This is a genomic window from Niallia sp. RD1 (assembly GCF_024219955.1).
Classification (GTDB): Bacteria; Bacillota; Bacilli; order Bacillales; family Cytobacillaceae; genus Niallia; species Niallia alba.
Map to the genome: position 1 here is coordinate 3,498,354 of NZ_CP100420.1, position 18,037 is coordinate 3,516,390.

Below are 18,037 nucleotides of genomic sequence, written 5' to 3' on the forward strand. Positions count from 1 at the left end.
GATTTTAATACAATACAAGCGACAGAAGTCATCATACAAAATTTTTGTATTCGTGTTTATAAACACATTAGACGGTTCTTTTAAACTGTCACAACCAGTTTTTCTAACGGGGTATCAACTTGTATTGATCCACCAAACAGTCTTCGGACTGGTCGTATTGTACTATTAATTATGGTCAGGTGTTAAGTGGTTTAGACTTTCTATCATGGGATAGGAGCAAGTTTTCATGATAGACGGTGGCGGCGGGTAACGCCGCCATGAGAGTTTTTCTAAAAGATTATTTTTTTCAATAGGAGAAAAGAATTAGTTGGAAAATGGAGCAGCCGGAATACACGTAGACTCCTGTGAGCCGAAGCGGCTCAGCGCGAGCCCCACGGAAAGCGAAGTGTATTCCCGGCTGCGGGTAATAGCAACAAACTTTATGAAAACAGCCAAAAATAAAAAATGGGGGAAACAGAGTTTGCGAAATGTCAAAAAAGTCATAATCATATGTTTTATTTTATTTTTGGCCACTACTTTTATTGTAAAAGAAGCAAATGCAGCAACATCTACAGCCGAAATAAAAATTACAACAGAAGCTGGATTAGCTGGAAAAGTAATCGACGGAAAGGGATTTTTATTAAAGGTTACCATTGAAAATAGTGGTAAAGATTTCAAAGGTGATTTATTAGTTCCTTATTCTCCGAGTTATGAAGTGGGAGGACAAACATTAGTGTCTGTAGATATTCCGGCGAATAGTAAGAAGACCTATATGGTCACAATGCCAGGGATTTCTTCTGATTCTAACTATGCTAATAATAAAATGAAATTATATCGCGGGAGTTGGAAGAAGGGTGATGAGGTAACTTTTGCTGGAGTAAAAGAAGTGAGAGTTAATTTTATTTCTCAACAAACCTTAGGTATTCTAACTGATCAATATGATAAATTTAAAGATTTAAGAAAGTTTCCAAGTAATTCAATTTATACAACAGAACTTTTAAAAGAAGATTTACCAGATCAAGCGTTAGCTCTTGAAACTGTAAGTTATTTACTCGTTGATCAGTTTTCGCTTACAGAATTAACAGATGCGCAGCAACAAGCGATTAAAAATTGGATTGAAAATGGAGGTATTTTAATCACTGGTGCCTCAACAAATGGTAAGCAGGTATACGGCAATTTAGAAACATTCATGCCGTTAGCACTTGGTGATCAAGAAACGATTTCCTTGGAGGCAATTGATTCAAAAAGCAAACAACAAGAGAAAATAAATGGTTTTCAATCTTCGCTAACAGATGGAGCTGAAGCAATTGTTTTACATAATAACCAGCCTATTATTGCTAAAAAGACACTTGGTGGAGGAAAAGTAATGCAAACTTCCTTTTCACTAAGTGATCCGGCTTTTCTTAGCTGGCAAGGATTCAATAGTTGGATGGAAAAAATACTATTAGCAGAGAATACGCAACATTCCGCTAATTATCAGTATAGTAATAGTCCAATCAGTAATCTTTATTATAACTTTGTGGAATCGAATGAGTATTTTAAAAATTCTACTATATCAACAAGTATCTTATTAATTATTTTAGCAGGATATTTGCTCGTTATTGTGCCGATTTTATATTTTATGTTAAAAAAGATCGACAAGCGTGAACATGCTTGGTGGATTATTCCGTGTCTATCCATTCTTTTATCAATTGGAGTGTTCTTTACAGGTGCAAAGGATAAAATAAAAAATCCACAATTCAATGAAATGGGCATTTATCAATATAACGATAACTATTTATCTGGATATCAAGCAACTACGCTTTTATCGAATAGATCAGGTGATTTTACGTTAACGTATGATAAGAATGCATATACGCCAATTCCGTATTTAGGATATGGAGAATTGCAAGTAAAGGCCATTACAAGTGAAAAAATAAAAAAGAATGAAATTATTTTTCCAGAAGTAGAGTATTGGTCTAGTCGTACTATGTTCGGCAAATCTATCATACCGCTAGAAGGCGGATTTGGTCATGAATTTGACACAACAGAGAAAGAAATTTCTGGGACGATAACCAATCATTATCCATATGACTTTGCAAGAGTATTTATATGGTCTGGGACGGAAAAAATCGACTTAGGCTCCCTAGCTGCTGGAGAAACAAAAAAAGTTAAGGCTACCCATAAACATAAGTATTTTTCCAGACCAACTGATACAAATCAGGGCTATTATCTTTATGATTATAATGGCAAAGATTTAAATGAGTATAGGGAATTAGCTGCGTCAAGTATGGTGTTAAATACGGATTACTTTAAGAATGTGTCAACTGGAGATCCGTTGTTAATTGGAATTACGAATGAGGATATTGTCAAGGTTGGATTAACAAGTGGAAAGGTAACGAAGAATAGCACTAACTTAATTATGGAGCCTATTACAATAGCAAATAATTTTCCTGGACCGTTTACCTTAAATGAAGGGAACATGGAACAGAAATTAACGGTAATCGAGGGGGCTATCTATAATGAGAACTTCCAATATAATGATATTTCCTTAGAAGATGGGAAGTATCTATATACGCTTGGTATTCCTAAATCTTATGAAGAAAGCTCCGTTGCTTTGGATTCTTTAACCGTACAACCAATGGGAAATATGGGTGTGAAATATAGTATTTATAATAAACGCACGGATGATTATGAAGAAGTGAAAAGTCTTTTTAAGGTGGAGAAAGAAAAAATTGGCGATTATGTTGATAAAAATAGAAAAATCACTATTAAGGTGGATAAAGCAACGAATGGAGATTCATATATGCAACTGCCATCTGTTAAGGTCAAAGGAGAGATAAAAGAATGATAGAAATTAAAGGTCTTTCCAAAAAGTATGGAAAGTTTACAGCACTACAGCCATTAGATCTTCAAATCGATGCTGGGTGTGTGTTTGGGTTTGTTGGACAAAACGGAGCGGGTAAATCAACGACATTCTCTATTCTTGCTACTCTATTAGCACCGACATCGGGTACAGCAACCATTAATGGAGCAGATATCATAAAGCAACCGAAAGAGGTAAGAAAACAATTAGGATATATGCCTGATTTCTTTGGTGTTTATGATCAATTAAAAGCAGAAGAATATTTAGATTTCTATGGTGCTAGTTATGGTATCCCAGCAGCACAAAGAGAAAAATTAATCCCTCAGCTATTAGAGCTAGTTAATCTTTCGCATAAGCGAAAAGATTATGTAGATTTATTGTCGCGAGGGATGAAACAAAGACTATGCCTTGCGAGGAGTTTAATCCATGATCCTGCTGTCCTAATTCTCGATGAACCAGCATCTGGTTTAGATCCACGTGCGAGGATTGAAATGCGTGAGATTTTAAAAGAATTAAAGAATATGGGAAAAACAATTCTTATCTCCTCCCATATTTTACCTGAATTAGCTGAAATGTGTGATGTCATTGGAATTTTAGATCAAGGAAAATTAGTGGCACAAGGAACTGTATCAGCTATTCAACAGCAATTACAAAGTGAAAAAATTATAAGTGTAAAAACATTTGATATGCAAAAAACGATTGCGTTTTTTGAAGAAAATCCACGGATTACAAAAATAGAAGTTTTAGAAGAAGGAAAAGCCATTCAGTTCCTCTTTAAAGGTGGAGATGAAGAACAGCAAGCTTTATTAAAAACAGCGATTCAAAAAGAGATTCCGATTATTAGTTTCTCAGAAATGGAGAGCAATTTAGAAGATGTCTTTATGGAGATCACAAAGGAGGTTGAATTCTCTTGAAAGCTTATTTTATGAACCCCGTATTAAACAAAGAGCTAAAACTGCGCTTTCGTTCAGGGAAAACGTTTGTCGGGATCCTGTTTTATCTGCTTGCACTCACCTTGTTGATGGTTGCTTTAATGTATGTGCTCAGAACATCAAGTCCAAGCGGATTTTTTAAGCCGCAAGAAAGTAGATTGATGTTTATGTTTTTGGCATTTTTTCAATTAGGATTAGTTTTATTTATTACCCCAGGACTGACAGGCGGAGTTATTAGTAGTGAACGAGAAAGACAAACACTAAGCATTCTATTAACAACCACCCAAAGCAGCTTTACAATTGTTATTGGTAAATTGCTCTCGTCCATTTCGTATTTAGTTTTGTTAATTTTAGCAAGTCTTCCGATTTATAGTTTTGTGTTTTTATTTGGTGGAATTTCGCCGACTCAGTTAGCGCAAGTATTTTTCTTTAGCTTGTTTACGATGCTTGTGATTGGCAGCTTTGGTGTTTTGTTTTCTACCCTTATACGTAAAACAATTGTAAGTATGGTCACAACATATAGTGTTACTTTATTTATTGTTGCTGGAACGGCAGTTATCTCCCTAATTCTTTTTCAAATTGCGGATATCTATGCTGTTGCCACGCCAAAAAAGGTTCCATCTGTGTATTTTAGTGCCATGTTTAATCCTGGCATTGTTTTAGCTGATGTCTTTGAACCGACTGTTTCTGAACAAATAAAAGAAATCACAGGAATTAAATTTCCAATATGGGCTGCTCACCTTATTACTTATTGCATTGTTATTGTGCTTTCATTAACAATTAGTGTTCGTAATTTACGTGCCAATATGAAAAAGGGAAGTTGATAGGTCTATGGAAAATCTCCGACAATACAAGGAATTAATCAAACCAGTAAGAAGGTCCATTGCGAGAGAATTGATTGCAAAAGAGCTATGCTTATTACTTGCACTTTTAGGAGGAGGATTTCTTCTCCTCTCTATTAGTGCTAGTCTTTTTATTCTTCCGTTTTTGTTTTGCTTTCTATTAATAGCTACGTGTCTTTCTATATTGTTCTTTCTCTTTCGATTATGGAGAAAATGGCCAACAGAAAAGCAGGCAGTAAGGCTATATAATCAGTTTGTGTCAGATGACTATGCAATAGCTGCCTATTCTTATTTAGAGAGTGAGGGGGCGGTGGAACAATTAGTTGTAAAGCAGGCAATCGCAGAAATGGGACGTAATCAAACGTATGTATTAAAGCGAAAGAAAAAATTAGTTTACCCTATTCCCATTTTTACAGGCATTGTTTGTCTTCTTATCACTGTTCTCTTGCAGATATTCCCATCTGCCAATATGGAAGCTGCTAAGAAAAAAGAAAATGAAATAAAAACAATAGCCAAGACGGAGAAGGAATTAGAAAAAGCGATCAAAAAAGAAACAGATAAACAAGTTCAAAAAGAGTTGAAAAAGCTGCAAAAGGAAGTCAAAAAGAAGGATACAGTAGAAAAAACCTTTGCTGAACTCGAAAAGCAAGCAAAAGAGTTGCAGCTTAAAAAAAGAAAGCTTCAAGAAAAAAGCAGCGAACGCCAAAAAGCAGAGGAAAAGCTTAATGAGGCAGGTTTAAAGTCTCTTTCTAAAGCTATATCAGAGGGTGATCAAGAAGCCTTAAAAAAGGAATTACAAAAAGCAAACGAACAATATGAACAGTTAACAGATAAGCAAAAAGAGGCGCTCAATCAATTAACAGGAGGAAATCAGCAGCTTTCAGAAGAACAATTAAAGCAACTTCTAGAGAAAATGGATGAATTACTTAATAATGAGGGGCTTTTACAACAATTAGAAACGATGCAAACAGAACTTGCACAGCTAGAAAATATCCTTAAAAAGGAAAGTCTCGCAAATGGAATTGCCATTCCTAATTCTAATACAGTTGCCAGTGGCTCCAATAATACGGAATCTAATTCTTCTAGTAATTCCAATTCCAATGGTCAGCAAGGTCAGAATGACTCAGATAGCGGAGATGATGGTGCTTCCTCAGGTAACGGTAATGGCTCTAGCTCAGGAAGCGGATCAGGAACAGGCTCTGGTTCAGGTAACGGCTCTGGTTCTGGAACAGGAAGTGGTAGTGGCGGTGGCTCAGGAAATGGCAACGGAACAGGAGCCGGCTTTGGGAGCGGAGGCAGAGAGCTAACGGTGCCGGAAAAACTAGATGGAAAACAAAATACAGAGGTGGATGCAGGAAAGTTAGGCGAAGGTAAGCAAGGTCAGATAACAGAAGGAGAAGGTCCAATCCTAAAAGGGAATGTTCGACCATATGAACAAGTGTTTTCAGACTATGAAACTGCTTACCGGGAAAGTACCTCTCGATATAAATTACCACATGATTTAGAAAACATAGTAAAAAATTATTTTACCGAAATAAAACCAAATGAAAAGTAGGGGAAATGATGAAAAAAGAATTAATGGAACAGGATTTTATCCAAGCAGAAGCATTACTTAAAAAGGTGAAAGATGAAATTGGAAAATTTATTGTCGGCCAAGAAAAAATTACCGATGAGGTTCTTTGGAGTATGTTGGCAGGGGGGCATGTGCTTTTAGAAGGGTTGCCAGGTCTTGGGAAGACAATGATGATTCGAACAATTTCCGAAGTAATGGATTTATCCTTTGCTAGAATTCAGTTTACACCAGATCTAATGCCAGCAGATATTACGGGTACGATGGTGCTGCAGCCTGATGAAAGCGGGAAACAGCAGTTTCATTTTCATGAGGGACCTTTATTCAATCATATTGTCCTTGCCGATGAAATAAACCGGGCGACTCCGAAAACGCAAAGTGCGTTATTAGAAGCAATGGGAGAAAAAACCGTCACAATTATGGGAGAAACGAAAAAATTAGAAGCGCCGTTTTTTGTACTAGCTACACAAAATCCTCTTGATATGGAAGGAACTTATCCATTGCCAGAAGCGCAGCTCGATCGTTTCATCTGTAAATTACATGTCACGTATCCATCGAAAGAGGAATTAAAAGCAATTATTAGAAGGACAACAGGAACGGAAACAACTTTATTAACACGTGTAGCATCTGTCGAAGATATTATTTACTTACAAAGTCTTGTCAAACAAATTCTTTTAGCTGACGATATTTTAGAGGTTGCAGTTAACATTGTTTCGGCGACTCATCCTAGTTCAGAGGATGCAACAGAATTAGGAAATAAATATATTCAGGCAGGCAGCGGACCGAGGGGTTTGCAGTCATTAGTATCAATGGCCAAGGCAAGAGCGTTAGCTTCTGGTAGATATCATGTTTCTATAGCGGATTTACGACATGCTGCTCTTCCTGTGTTCAGACATCGAATTTTACTTAATTTTGAAGGAGAAATAGCAGGAATAACGCCAGATCAAATTATTGACGATATTTTAGATCAAACGTTGCGGGTTGAAGCAGGGAAAGGACGATGAAGGATTATCATCAATTATTGGCTCGAATGAATCGAAGAAGCTTGCAAGTTTCTACAAAAGGAGCAGGGATGCAAAACGGCAGAAGAAAATCCCATATTCATGGAACCTCTTTGGATTTTGCTGACTATAAAGTCTATCATCCTGGCGATGATATCCGCCAAATCGATTGGAATGTATATGGTCGTACAAATAAGCCCTATATTAAAAGATTTCAAGATGAAAAAGAGATTTCAGTTAGTATATTCCTAGATGCTACTTCTTCCATGAAACAGGTTCCTGTGAAATGGGAGTTAGCGCGAGAATTAGCTGCAAGCTTAGCCTATATTACGCTATCTCATGAAGATCGTCTAAGTTTTGCTGCCGTTTCTACAGATTTTTCCTTTCACCGTAAAGGATCAGTTCATAATAAACGGACCTTTTATGAAATTGTCGGTGTAAGGAACGATACCCAGGATGAAAGCTTTACTCAATCATTAGCAAACTCCTTAACAGCGCCAACGCAACTGGTTATTTTGATTACAGATGGTTTAGAACCGTTAACGTTATTTGAAGAAAGTTTTAAACGATTAAAATATCGTAATCAGCAAATATGGCTGATTCAATTATTAAGTGAAACAGAGATAAATCCTCCCTTTTCGGGAGATATCCAGCTAGTGGATAGTGAAAATGGAAAAATGGTTGATGTAAGCTTGAATCCTTCGATTAAAACGCTATATAAAAATAGGCTAGATGATCATAATGATAATCTTGAAATTCTTTGTGCCACATATGGAATCCACTATTGCCGAATAAGCGATAAACTAGATATACAAACGATTATTTTGCGTGAACTAGCGTTTGCTGGATTGATTCAATAATATTTTTTTGGTTAAGAAAGTATAAGTCTCTTAAGTCTATCTGATATCTCATTTCAGTGTTCTTATCTTTCTTAACCGAGCAAAAAGGAGAGAAAAAATGCACTTAGCAAATCCGTACTATTTTTTGCTGCTAATTTTTATTGTGGCATTTATCCTATTTTATTTTTTTCGAAAAAAATATACAAAACAAATTATTCCTTCTAATTTACTGTGGGAAGAAGTTCTAAAGGAAATGAGGGCAACATCCTGGTTTCATAAATGGCAAAATAATCTATTGTTTTGGCTACAGCTTCTATGTCTCCTTTTATTAATGTTTGCACTAGTTGGACCATATTTTTCAAAAGAGACGATGAAAGGGGAACAAATTATTCTTCTTTTTGATACTTCGGCATCTATGGCAGCAGAAGGTAAAGACTTTAACCGTTTGGAAGATAGTAAAAATGAGGCAGTTGAAATGGTGCAAGGTATCCAGCAAAACCAAACAGTCACGATTTTAGAGGTAAATGATCGTCCAAAAATAATTCTTCATGGCGAGTCAGATCGAAACAAAATAAGTCGTGCAATTAAAGACATAGAGCTTTCTTATACTCACGAAGACTGGCAAAGTGCTACAGAGCTTACGGCAAGCCTTGCAAAAGAAGGCAAGAGTGCTATTCATATTTTTTCTGACGGACTGGAGGAGGAAAAGATGAATAATCTCGATTCCTTCTATGTGGAAGTACATAATCAAGAGCAGGGCCAAGAAGAAAATCTTTCTATTTTATCTTTTGGTGTATCAAAAAAAGATAAAAAAGTGGCAGGTATAGCAATGCTGGAAAATCAAACAGATTCCCTCCAAAAAGTACCTTTACTTGTAGAAAGTGAAAAAATCGTGCTCTTTCAACAAGAAGTGGAACTGCAGCCACAAGAGAGAAAAATAGTAGCGATAAATGATCTTCCAGAGAAGTCTTATTATAATGCCAAGATCGACGTAGGCGATAACTATTTAGTGGACAATAGGCAAACAGCTGTATTTAATAAACAGGCAACGACGATGTATACAGATAAGGAGATGAATCCATTTTTAATAAAAGGATTTGAAGCGATTGGTCTTCGTGTGATTCAAATGGAGAATAAAGAGGAATTTTTAAATAAAAAGGATAGTATTTTTCTCTTATCTGGTTCCACACTGCCGAAAAATATTGAGGCGCCATTTGTCTTCTTTTTTGTTGATGGGAAAAAGGCCGAAGTACAAACAGCTGTAGAAGCAAGTGAAGACGAGCTATTATTACATGTAGATATGAAGGATGTTTTTATTGCGAGTGCAATGAATCAAACAATAGAAGGGGTAAAACCAATTGTTAAAGGTGGAGACCTGCCATTAATTCAAAAAGGTATGGTCCATAATCAGCCAGCCATTCTAATTCACTTTGATTTGAAGGACAGTGATTGGCCATTGCATCCTAGTTTTCCAATCTTTTTATATAATATGTATCAATGGCTTTCCTCTCAATCAAATTATATAGGGGATTTTCAGCCTTTAGAATCGAGAACGATTCACTTAACGAATCAAGCAGCAGATTGGGATATTTATAATGAAAGTGATCAACTAGTCGGCTCGTTTTCGATGGAAGGGGATGGGTTTCAAGCACCCAAACTACCTGGCGTTTATCAGCTAACAAATGATTCAGACCTGATGTATTTTTCCGTAAATTTAGATGATCGCGAAAAGATGATTGCCTCCCAAAAATCGTTTATCCTAAATGAAGATCAATTAAAGGAGAATGAAATAACCAAAACACAAAGTGATTGGCTCTGGTACCTATTATGTATGCTTGCTTTTCTAATTTTATGTATAGAATGGGAGGTTTATCGACGTGCAAATAGAGTTTAAATACCCATTCATTCTATTAATCTTCCTTCCTATCGCATTTCTTCTATATCGATATTGGAAACAGACGAGAACAGTAACAAATCGTCAGGAAAGGTATCTCATTCTTTTTCTAAGAAGCTGTATCTTTCTTTTGCTAATTGTGGCACTAGCCATACCTCAAGTTGTTCTGCCACAAAAAGAAACACCGGTTGTTTTTGTAATGGATCGTAGTGCAAGTGTGCAGGATTCAGGAGCACAGCAACTGGAGTGGCTGGAAAAAAGCCTGCAAAATAAGAATGAAAAAGATAAATATAGTGTCCTTTCCTTTGGAGAAAAAGCAACCATTGAACAGATGATGGGAAAAGAAGGTCTTCGTTTTCCTAAATGGGATGAGGAGACAGGCAAAGATCATACAAATATAGAGGGTGCCATTAATCTTGCCAGCAGTGTATTTTCGAATAATAGTGGAGGTAGAATTGTATTATTCACGGACGGCAATGAAACAATGGGGAATCTGACTGAAGCAGCAAAATTATTAAAAAATCGCTCTATTGAATTGGATACGGTATTACTCGACCCCCATCAATATGAAGACACTGCTGTAACAGAAGTGGAGGTACCATCGACTTTGTATGAAGGGGAAAAAGCAGCAGTTTCTGTAACTATTGAAAGTAATACAGCCAAAACAGGGTTGCTTCATTTCTATGAAAATAATAATAAAATAATATCGAAACCGATTGATATTAGTGAAGGAACAAATATCGTTCCAATCGAGTTTACAGTGGAACAAGCTGGATTGGTAACATTTAAAGCAGAAGTAGAGTTAACAAATGATGCTTACGCGGAAAATAATAAACTCCAGGTTGTTAATATGGTTAAGACAATTCCACAAATATTATTAGTGCAAAATAGCCCGAATGAAGCGCTTGTTCAAGCCTTGGAAGCAGCAGGATACAAAGTAGAAGTTCGTTCCTCCATTCAGCTTCCTACCGTCCTTTCTGGCTATTTAAACTATCAGTCCATTATTTTTAATAATATTGCAGCAACGGATATTACAGAAAACCAAATGAATCTTGTCGAGAAAAGTGTGAAAGACTTTGGAATTGGCTTCCTCATGACAGGTGGGGAAAATAGTTTTGGACTAGGTGGTTATTTCCAAACGCCTATTGAAAAATTGTTGCCTGTTGATATGGATATAAAAGGGAAAAAGGAAATGCCATCTCTAGCATTAATGATTGTACTAGATAGGTCTGGGAGTATGGACGGATCTAAATTTTCATTAGCGAAAGAGGCTGCGGCACGTTCGGTTGAACTACTTCAAGAATCAGATACTTTAGGTTTTATTGCTTTTGACGATAAGCCATGGGTAATTGTAGAACCAAAACCTTTGAAAAATAAAGAAGAAGTAGTGGATAAAATCCGTTCTGTGCCTGTTGGTGGCGGTACAGAAATTTATGGATCTTTGGTGGAAGCATATGATCAAATTAGTGATTTAGATGTAAAAAGAAAACACATTATTTTATTAACAGATGGACAGTCTGCAACGAATAACAATTATGAAGAGCTAATTAATAATGGAAGTAAGAAAAATGTCACCCTTTCAACGGTAGCTCTAGGTGCCGATGCAGATAGAAATCTCTTAGAGGAATTAGCAGAGTTTGGAGCAGGGCGTTTTTATGATGTGCAAGACTCTACGGTAATTCCCTCCATTTTATCAAGAGAAACGGTTATGGCTACAAGAACCTATATTGAGGATACTCCATTTTATCCTCAAATAAAATCTGGCTATGGATGGGATTCTTTATTTAATCAAGGGGTTCCAGAAATGAATGCCTATATTGCGACAAGTGCGAAATCCGAAAGCACCGTTCCGATTGTTAGTACAAAGGAGGATCCGATTTTAGCAGAATGGCAATACGGTTTAGGAAAGACGATTGCGTTTACCTCGGATGTTAATGGCGCATGGGCAGGAGACTGGGCCCGCTGGAATCAATGGAGCAACTTTATAACAAAAATGGTCGCAAATACGCTACCGCAATACGATTCTGAGGCGTATTCATTGACGGTAGAAAAAGAGAAGGATCGAACCTATCTTTCTGTTTCCGCTGATCAATTATCGATGCTTCCAATTGAAACAACCATTACCTCTGAAAGAGGAGAAACGATTGAAGGAAACACAAAAATGATTGCGCCTGGAAAATATGAGGTAGATATTGGAAATGATCCTGGGCTTTATTTTATTCATGTTAAACAAACAGATGAGGATGGAAACATATCTGTTTACCAATCCGGTTTTACCATTCCGTACTCAGATGAATATTTAATTACTGGAATAAATGAAGAAAAAATGGAAGAACTTCTTGCTATTACAGGTGGTATCCAATTGCAAAAGGAATCACAAGCATTCCGTCCACTAAAGGACCCAGCTAAGCAAAAGCAGGAAATTACCGAAGTCTTACTGTTCATTAGCTTTCTTTTGTTATTTATAGAAATAGCGATTAGAAGATTTGGTTTGCCGGTGACATTACTTGTTTCCTTGGATAAGCGGAGAAATGTGAAGGATAAAAAGGATCGTTTCGTCACTAAGGAAAAGAAAGAGGCAGCAGTTGTTCAAAAGAAAGATGTACAACAGCAAGTGCCTATTAGAGAGAAGCGTAAAAAGCAAGAGAAACCACTTAAAAAGGCGAAGGTAGATAAAGAGAAAACAGAGAGCGAAAATCATTTGGATCAATTATTAGAAATGAAGCGAAAGAAAAAGCGCTAAATTTACTTTTGATTTTGTTTTTCGTGATAGACTGCAGGCGACTTAGTTAGTTGTCTGTAGTTTTTTTATGATTGTATTTTTAACTCGCGAGTGGGCTTAATGCCCTTGTGGCAAAGGAAGCAGATTCACAAGAATGTTGTTTGTATTCCCTACCGTTCACCGTGTTTCCTTTATCTCAGTCAGATACCTTCCAGTTTGTACAACGATGACCAAGGCGCTTCCGCTTTTCGATTTGTAAAGATATTTTCTTGACATCTTTTTTTTGGGTGTGTAAAATAGTCGTTGTAAAGGCTTTTGACTTAACACGGGGGTATTATTCGATGCTTGAAAAAACAACGAGAATGAATTATTTATTTGATTTCTATCAGTCGTTGTTAACACCGAAGCAACGAAGCTATATGTCTCTTTACTATTTGGATGATTACTCTCTTGGGGAGATTGCTGCTGAGTACAATGTAAGCCGTCAAGCGGTGTATGATAACATTAAACGTACAGAAGCAATGCTAGAAGAATATGAGAATAAGTTATTGTTACTTCAGAAATTTCAGGAACGCCAAGTTCTTTTTGAAAAGATGAAAAAAATGCTAGAACATGATACCTTATCTATATCTGCGTTGCAAGAAGCAGTAGAGGAACTAGAGAAATTAGATTAAGGAGGCTGACGTATGGCATTTGAAGGTTTAGCTGACCGACTGCAGAACACGATGCAAAAAATCCGTGGAAAAGGGAAAGTAAACGAAGCGGATGTTAAAGAAATGATGCGTGAAGTTCGTCTTGCGCTCCTAGAAGCAGACGTTAACTTTAAAGTGGTAAAAGACTTTGTAAAAAAAGTAAGTGAACGTGCAGTTGGACAGGAAGTGCTAAAAAGCTTAACTCCTGGACAACAAGTTATTAAAGTAGTAAAAGAGGAACTTACCGAATTAATGGGTGGAGAAGAAAGTAAAATTGGCGTTAGTAAACGTCCTCCAACTGTTGTTATGATGGTCGGACTTCAAGGGGCAGGTAAAACAACAACCACCGGTAAACTTGCAAATTTACTACGTAAAAAACATAATCGTAATCCATTATTGGTAGCTGCAGATATTTATCGCCCTGCTGCGATTAAGCAATTGCAAACATTGGGTAAACAACTTGATTTTCCTGTGTTTTCATTAGGAGACCAAGTTAGTCCAGTTGAAATTGCGAAGCAAGCGATTGAAAAAGCGAAAGAAGATCATCATGATTATGTTTTAATTGATACTGCAGGTCGTCTTCATGTAGATGAAGCGCTTATGGATGAATTAAAGCAAATCAAAGAGCTAGCAAACCCAGAAGAAATATTACTTGTTGTCGATGCTATGACAGGGCAAGATGCTGTTAATGTAGCTGGTAGCTTTAACGAGCAGTTAGGGTTAACGGGAGTTGTCTTAACAAAACTTGATGGTGATACTCGTGGGGGAGCTGCGCTTTCCATTCGTTCTGTCACAAACACACCAATTAAATTTGTTGGTTTGGGAGAAAAAATGGACGCGCTTGAAACGTTTCATCCTGAAAGAATGGCTTCCAGAATTTTGGGGATGGGCGATGTTCTCAGCTTAATTGAAAAAGCACAAATTAACGTGGACGAAGAAAAGGCAAGAGAGCTAGAAAAGAAAATGAAGTCAGATTCATTCACTTTTGATGACTTTCTTGATTCTCTAAGCCAGGTTAGAAGTATGGGGCCACTTGACGAATTAATAAAAATGATGCCAGGTGCGAACAAAATTAAAGGCTTAAACAATATGAAAGTGGATGAAAAACAAATTGCACATGTCGAGGCAATAATTAAGTCCATGACAAAGCAAGAAAAAGAACATCCAGAAATCATCAATGCTGGCAGAAGAAAGCGTATTGCTAAAGGAAGCGGAAGAACCGTTCCGGAAGTTAATCGACTTTTAAAACAGTTTGATGACATGAAAAAAATGATGAAGCAAATGACCAATATGGGTCAAAAAGGCAAGAAAAAAGGTAAATTCAAATTACCATTCAACCCTTTTTAACGACGTTTTTTGTATGGAAGTGGCTTTATTTGTCTATTGAAAATGCGTAAAAACAGTCTGTTAGAAGGCGTTAAATAAAGATTTTTAACACTGACAAGAAAAAACACTTTACAAAGTGTTGGAGTATCTGATAATATACTATCTTGTGTGAAACTATTCGGAGGTGCAATATTAAATGGCAGTAAAAATTCGTTTAAAAAGAATGGGAGCAAAAAAATCTCCTTTTTATCGTATCGTAGTAGCAGATTCTCGTTCACCACGTGATGGACGTTTTATTGAAACAGTAGGAACTTACAATCCAGTAGCAAACCCTGCTATCGTAGAAATCAACGAAGATAAAGCTCTACAATGGTTACAAAATGGTGCAAAACCATCTGATACAGTTCGTAACCTATTCTCTAACCAAGGTATTATGGAAAAATTCCATAATATCAAAAACGGTAAATAATTTTTGATGCAATGAAAGAGCTTATAGAAACGATTGTTAAGCCCCTTGTTGATTTTCCAGAGGAAGTTGCTGTAACTGTAACAGAAGAGGATAATCGTATCACTTACTTGCTTTCTGTCAACGAGAATGACATCGGAAAGGTAATAGGGAAGCAAGGGCGAGTTGCAAGAGCAATTCGAACGATTGTTTATGCAGCAGGATCATTACAACAAAAGAGAATTATTGTTGATATTAGAGATTAAATGAAAGGAAGGAGGGGGAACCCTCCTTCCTTTGTTTTTTAGGAAAAAACAGAAGCCGTTGGCTGATAAATTGGAATTTTGGCTGATAAGGGTGCAGAGTTGGCTGATATAACGAGATTTTGGCTGATAAGGGTGCAGAGTTGGCTGATATAACGAGATTTTGGCTGATAAGGGTGCAGAGTTGGCTGATATAACGAGATTTTGGCTGATAAAGGAGCAACATTGGCTGATAAATTGAGATTTTGGTTGATAAACGCACTTGATTTGAAAAATCAATTCCTCCCTGCTTTTAGACGAAAACAGCTATATATGTTACCTTGTTAGTAGTAAGTACTAAAGCTGTCATCTGTTAGGAGGAAGTGTATGAAGATTCTTCAGTCTGTAACAGTAAAACAAGTCTTAACCGAGGCTACAAGAAAGTCGATTTCCAATCGATACATGCAAGAAATACAACAACTAGAAAAAGAAGTGCAGCAGCTTCAATTTGAAGAAAGAAAACAATTAAAAAATCATCCTTCTGGTTCGGAAATAAAAAGTTTTTTTCGTAAGGAAGTTATAAATAAACTAGAGAAACAAAAATTGATAGAGTTTCAATTAGATCAATTACATATACTACCATTAGAGACAGAAATCAAAGAACAGGAAGTAACGGCTGTTGTCGATGTGGAGATCGGACAGGTTTGGGAAAGTGCTAATAAGACGATTATTGTGAAAGATGGAATAGTGGTTGATATTCGATAGAGGTGAAAGTAATGGAAAAATGGTTTAATGTCGGAAAAGTTGTGAACACACATGGAATTAGAGGGGAAATTCGGGTAATTTCTCGAACTGATTTTCCAGAGGAACGATATAAGGTTGGCAATACGATCTATTTTTTTCAAACAGATAAAGCGGATCCCCTTGAGCTGAAAATTAAAAGCCATCGCGAACATAAAAATTTTAATCTACTTACGTTTGAAGGCTACGATAATGTAAATAATGTGGAATTTATGAAGGGCGGTCTCTTAAAAGTGCCGGAAAGCTTTCTAGGAGAGCTGGCAGAAAATGAATACTACTTTCATGAAATCATTGGTTGTAAAGTGGTAACGGTTGAAGGAGACGAGCTTGGTGAAATAACAGAGATTCTAACACCAGGTGCAAATGATGTTTGGGTTGTTAGAGGAAAAAATCGAAATGAAATATTGATTCCTTATATTGAAGATGTGGTAATGAAAGTAGATGTAAAAGAAAAAGTAGTTGTAATTGAGCCAATGGAAGGGCTGTTGTCTTAATGAAAATCGATGTACTCACTTTATTTCCAGAGATGTTTGAAGGGGTTCTCCATAGTTCCATTTTAAAAAAAGCGCAAGAAGCGGAAAAAGTAGCTTACAATGTTATTAATTTTCGTGATTACTCCGACAACAAACATCAAGCCGTTGATGATTATCCATACGGAGGCGGGGCTGGGATGGTGTTAAAACCTCAGCCGATATTTGATGCTGTCGATGCTTTAAAACCAAAAGAAGAAGGATTAAAGCCTCGTGTCATTCTTATGTGCCCTCAAGGCGAAAGATACAGTCAATCGAAAGCGGAAGAATTAGCAGAAGAGGAGCATTTAATCTTCATCTGTGGACATTATGAAGGCTATGATGAAAGAATTAGAGAGCATTTAGTAACAGATGAAATCTCTATTGGTGACTATGTTCTTACTGGCGGCGAATTAGGCGCTATGGTCGTTATTGATAGTGTAGTACGGTTATTGCCAGGTGTGCTTGGAAAAGAAGCATCCCATGTAAATGATTCCTTTAGCACTGGTTTACTAGAACACCCCCATTACACAAGACCAGCGGATTTTCGCGGTATGAAGGTGCCAGACACTTTATTATCTGGAAATCATGCGCATATTGATGAATGGAGAGAAAGGGAATCCTTTCGTAGAACGATTGAAAGACGACCTGATTTACTAGAAAATTATCCGCTAACAGAGAAGCAGCAAAAGCTAGTAACGGAATTAAAAAAACAGCATCATCCAAGTTGACATAATTTGATTATGTTAACATAGTCTTATCCGAAACAACAAAGTCCTATTATTTTTAAAAAAATATTGCTGTTATTCTACTTTTATGTTAATATAACACTTGTGACTTAAGCAGATGTATTTCTGTGAAGGGTCTTATAACGATGTTCCGCTGCAAGAGGTCTCAAATTAGAGTGCAAGAGCGTCTGTTGGAAGGAGTTGAAAACGATGCAAAAATTAATAGAAGAAATTACAAAAGAACAACTTCGTGCTGATCTTCCTGCGTTCCGTCCTGGTGACACTGTACGTGTACACGTGAAAGTTGTTGAGGGTACTCGTGAGCGTATTCAGATTTATGAAGGTGTTGTAATTAAGCGTCGTGGTGGAGGAATTAGCGAAACTTTCACAGTTCGTAAAGTTTCTTATGGAGTTGGCGTTGAACGTACATTCCCTGTTCACACACCTAAAATTGCGAAGCTAGAAGTTATCCGTCGCGGTAAAGTACGCCGTGCGAAACTTTACTACCTACGTAACCTACGTGGTAAAAAAGCTCGTATTAAAGAAATTCGATAATTGTTACCAAAAAAGAGCCTGTTCTTGTAACAAGCTCTTTTTTATATCTTATTATCACAAGCTTGTACTTTTAAATATGTAATTAAAGTTAACCACCTGAGTTGATTGGAGTGGA

At 36.7% G+C, this 18,037-nt stretch carries 16 protein-coding genes; all 16 read left to right on the forward strand.

The annotated features are described in order from the left end of the window. The first annotated feature begins 421 nt into the window (after positions 1-421). The 16 genes from NKG37_RS16560 (at position 422) to rplS (ending at position 17,922) form a co-directional block, all read left to right on the forward strand. On the forward strand, positions 422-2,809 hold the full coding sequence (locus NKG37_RS16560; protein WP_254414972.1) for a hypothetical protein: 2,388 nt from the start codon (positions 422-424) through the stop codon (positions 2,807-2,809). Further along, a complete protein-coding gene (locus NKG37_RS16565; protein ID WP_016201088.1) occupies positions 2,806-3,738 on the forward strand; it encodes an ABC transporter ATP-binding protein in 933 nt (310 codons plus the stop codon). The genes NKG37_RS16560 and NKG37_RS16565 overlap by 4 nt, the downstream gene beginning before the upstream one ends. After that, positions 3,735-4,580, forward strand: coding sequence for an ABC transporter permease (locus NKG37_RS16570; protein ID WP_016201089.1), 846 nt, complete (start codon positions 3,735-3,737; stop codon positions 4,578-4,580). The genes NKG37_RS16565 and NKG37_RS16570 overlap by 4 nt, the downstream gene beginning before the upstream one ends. Before the next feature lie 7 nt (positions 4,581-4,587). After that, positions 4,588-6,153 (forward strand): coiled-coil domain-containing protein, encoded by a 1,566-nt coding sequence (locus NKG37_RS16575; protein ID WP_254414973.1) that lies wholly within the window; start codon positions 4,588-4,590, stop codon positions 6,151-6,153. Positions 6,154-6,158: 5 nt separating this feature from the next. Beyond that, positions 6,159-7,172: an AAA family ATPase gene (locus tag NKG37_RS16580; protein ID WP_040342514.1), complete on the forward strand. Its 1,014-nt coding sequence runs from the start codon at positions 6,159-6,161 to the stop codon at positions 7,170-7,172. Further along, complete coding sequence (locus tag NKG37_RS16585; protein ID WP_016201092.1) at positions 7,169-8,029, forward strand: DUF58 domain-containing protein; 861 nt, start codon at positions 7,169-7,171, stop codon at positions 8,027-8,029. The genes NKG37_RS16580 and NKG37_RS16585 overlap by 4 nt, the downstream gene beginning before the upstream one ends. A 97-nt stretch (positions 8,030-8,126) precedes the next feature. Then, positions 8,127-9,902, forward strand: coding sequence for a vWA domain-containing protein (locus tag NKG37_RS16590; protein WP_254414974.1), 1,776 nt, complete (start codon positions 8,127-8,129; stop codon positions 9,900-9,902). Further along, positions 9,886-12,645 carry a VWA domain-containing protein gene (locus tag NKG37_RS16595; protein ID WP_254414975.1) on the forward strand — a complete coding sequence of 920 codons (2,760 nt, stop codon included), beginning with the start codon at positions 9,886-9,888 and terminating at the stop codon, positions 12,643-12,645. Before NKG37_RS16590 ends, NKG37_RS16595 begins: the two co-directional genes overlap by 17 nt. Before the next feature lie 320 nt (positions 12,646-12,965). After that, complete coding sequence (locus tag NKG37_RS16600; protein ID WP_016201095.1) at positions 12,966-13,298, forward strand: putative DNA-binding protein; 333 nt, start codon at positions 12,966-12,968, stop codon at positions 13,296-13,298. Between the two features lie 12 nt (positions 13,299-13,310). Further along, complete coding sequence (ffh, locus tag NKG37_RS16605; RefSeq protein WP_016201096.1) at positions 13,311-14,663, forward strand: signal recognition particle protein; 1,353 nt, start codon at positions 13,311-13,313, stop codon at positions 14,661-14,663. A gap of 175 nt (positions 14,664-14,838) precedes the next feature. Continuing rightward, positions 14,839-15,111, forward strand: a complete 273-nt coding sequence (rpsP, locus tag NKG37_RS16610; RefSeq protein WP_016201097.1) for a 30S ribosomal protein S16 — start codon at positions 14,839-14,841, stop codon at positions 15,109-15,111. 11 nt (positions 15,112-15,122) lie between these two features. Next, positions 15,123-15,353: a KH domain-containing protein gene (locus NKG37_RS16615; protein WP_016201098.1), complete on the forward strand. Its 231-nt coding sequence runs from the start codon at positions 15,123-15,125 to the stop codon at positions 15,351-15,353. A gap of 363 nt (positions 15,354-15,716) precedes the next feature. Then, on the forward strand, positions 15,717-16,094 hold the full coding sequence (locus NKG37_RS16620) for a YlqD family protein (RefSeq protein WP_016201099.1): 378 nt from the start codon (positions 15,717-15,719) through the stop codon (positions 16,092-16,094). 11 nt (positions 16,095-16,105) lie between these two features. Further along, positions 16,106-16,624 (forward strand): ribosome maturation factor RimM, encoded by a 519-nt coding sequence (gene rimM, locus NKG37_RS16625; protein ID WP_016201100.1) that lies wholly within the window; start codon positions 16,106-16,108, stop codon positions 16,622-16,624. Continuing rightward, the gene (gene trmD / locus NKG37_RS16630; RefSeq protein ID WP_101730033.1) at positions 16,624-17,370 is read left to right on the forward strand and encodes a tRNA (guanosine(37)-N1)-methyltransferase TrmD; all 747 of its coding nucleotides are present in this window, start codon (positions 16,624-16,626) and stop codon (positions 17,368-17,370) included. Before rimM ends, trmD begins: the two co-directional genes overlap by 1 nt. 207 nt (positions 17,371-17,577) lie before the next feature. Further along, positions 17,578-17,922, forward strand: a complete 345-nt coding sequence (gene rplS / locus NKG37_RS16635; RefSeq protein ID WP_016201102.1) for a 50S ribosomal protein L19 — start codon at positions 17,578-17,580, stop codon at positions 17,920-17,922. Positions 17,923-18,037 lie beyond the last annotated feature (115 nt).

What these genes read in the sequence shown, in the direction of transcription:
- NKG37_RS16560 (WP_254414972.1), top strand. Translation starts at nt 422, where the DNA reads ATGAAAACAGCCAAAAATAAAAAATGGGGGAAACAGAGTTTGCGAAAT.
- NKG37_RS16565 (WP_016201088.1), top strand. Translation starts at nt 2,806, where the DNA reads ATGATAGAAATTAAAGGTCTTTCCAAAAAGTATGGAAAGTTTACAGCA.
- NKG37_RS16575 (WP_254414973.1), top strand. Translation starts at nt 4,588, where the DNA reads ATGGAAAATCTCCGACAATACAAGGAATTAATCAAACCAGTAAGAAGG.
- NKG37_RS16580 (WP_040342514.1), top strand. Translation starts at nt 6,159, where the DNA reads ATGATGAAAAAAGAATTAATGGAACAGGATTTTATCCAAGCAGAAGCA.
- NKG37_RS16585 (WP_016201092.1), top strand. Translation starts at nt 7,169, where the DNA reads ATGAAGGATTATCATCAATTATTGGCTCGAATGAATCGAAGAAGCTTG.
- NKG37_RS16590 (WP_254414974.1), top strand. Translation starts at nt 8,127, where the DNA reads ATGCACTTAGCAAATCCGTACTATTTTTTGCTGCTAATTTTTATTGTG.
- NKG37_RS16600 (WP_016201095.1), top strand. Translation starts at nt 12,966, where the DNA reads ATGCTTGAAAAAACAACGAGAATGAATTATTTATTTGATTTCTATCAG.
- ffh (WP_016201096.1), top strand. Translation starts at nt 13,311, where the DNA reads ATGGCATTTGAAGGTTTAGCTGACCGACTGCAGAACACGATGCAAAAA.
- rpsP (WP_016201097.1), top strand. Translation starts at nt 14,839, where the DNA reads ATGGCAGTAAAAATTCGTTTAAAAAGAATGGGAGCAAAAAAATCTCCT.
- NKG37_RS16615 (WP_016201098.1), top strand. Translation starts at nt 15,123, where the DNA reads ATGAAAGAGCTTATAGAAACGATTGTTAAGCCCCTTGTTGATTTTCCA.
- NKG37_RS16620 (WP_016201099.1), top strand. Translation starts at nt 15,717, where the DNA reads ATGAAGATTCTTCAGTCTGTAACAGTAAAACAAGTCTTAACCGAGGCT.
- rimM (WP_016201100.1), top strand. Translation starts at nt 16,106, where the DNA reads ATGGAAAAATGGTTTAATGTCGGAAAAGTTGTGAACACACATGGAATT.
- trmD (WP_101730033.1), top strand. Translation starts at nt 16,624, where the DNA reads ATGAAAATCGATGTACTCACTTTATTTCCAGAGATGTTTGAAGGGGTT.
- rplS (WP_016201102.1), top strand. Translation starts at nt 17,578, where the DNA reads ATGCAAAAATTAATAGAAGAAATTACAAAAGAACAACTTCGTGCTGAT.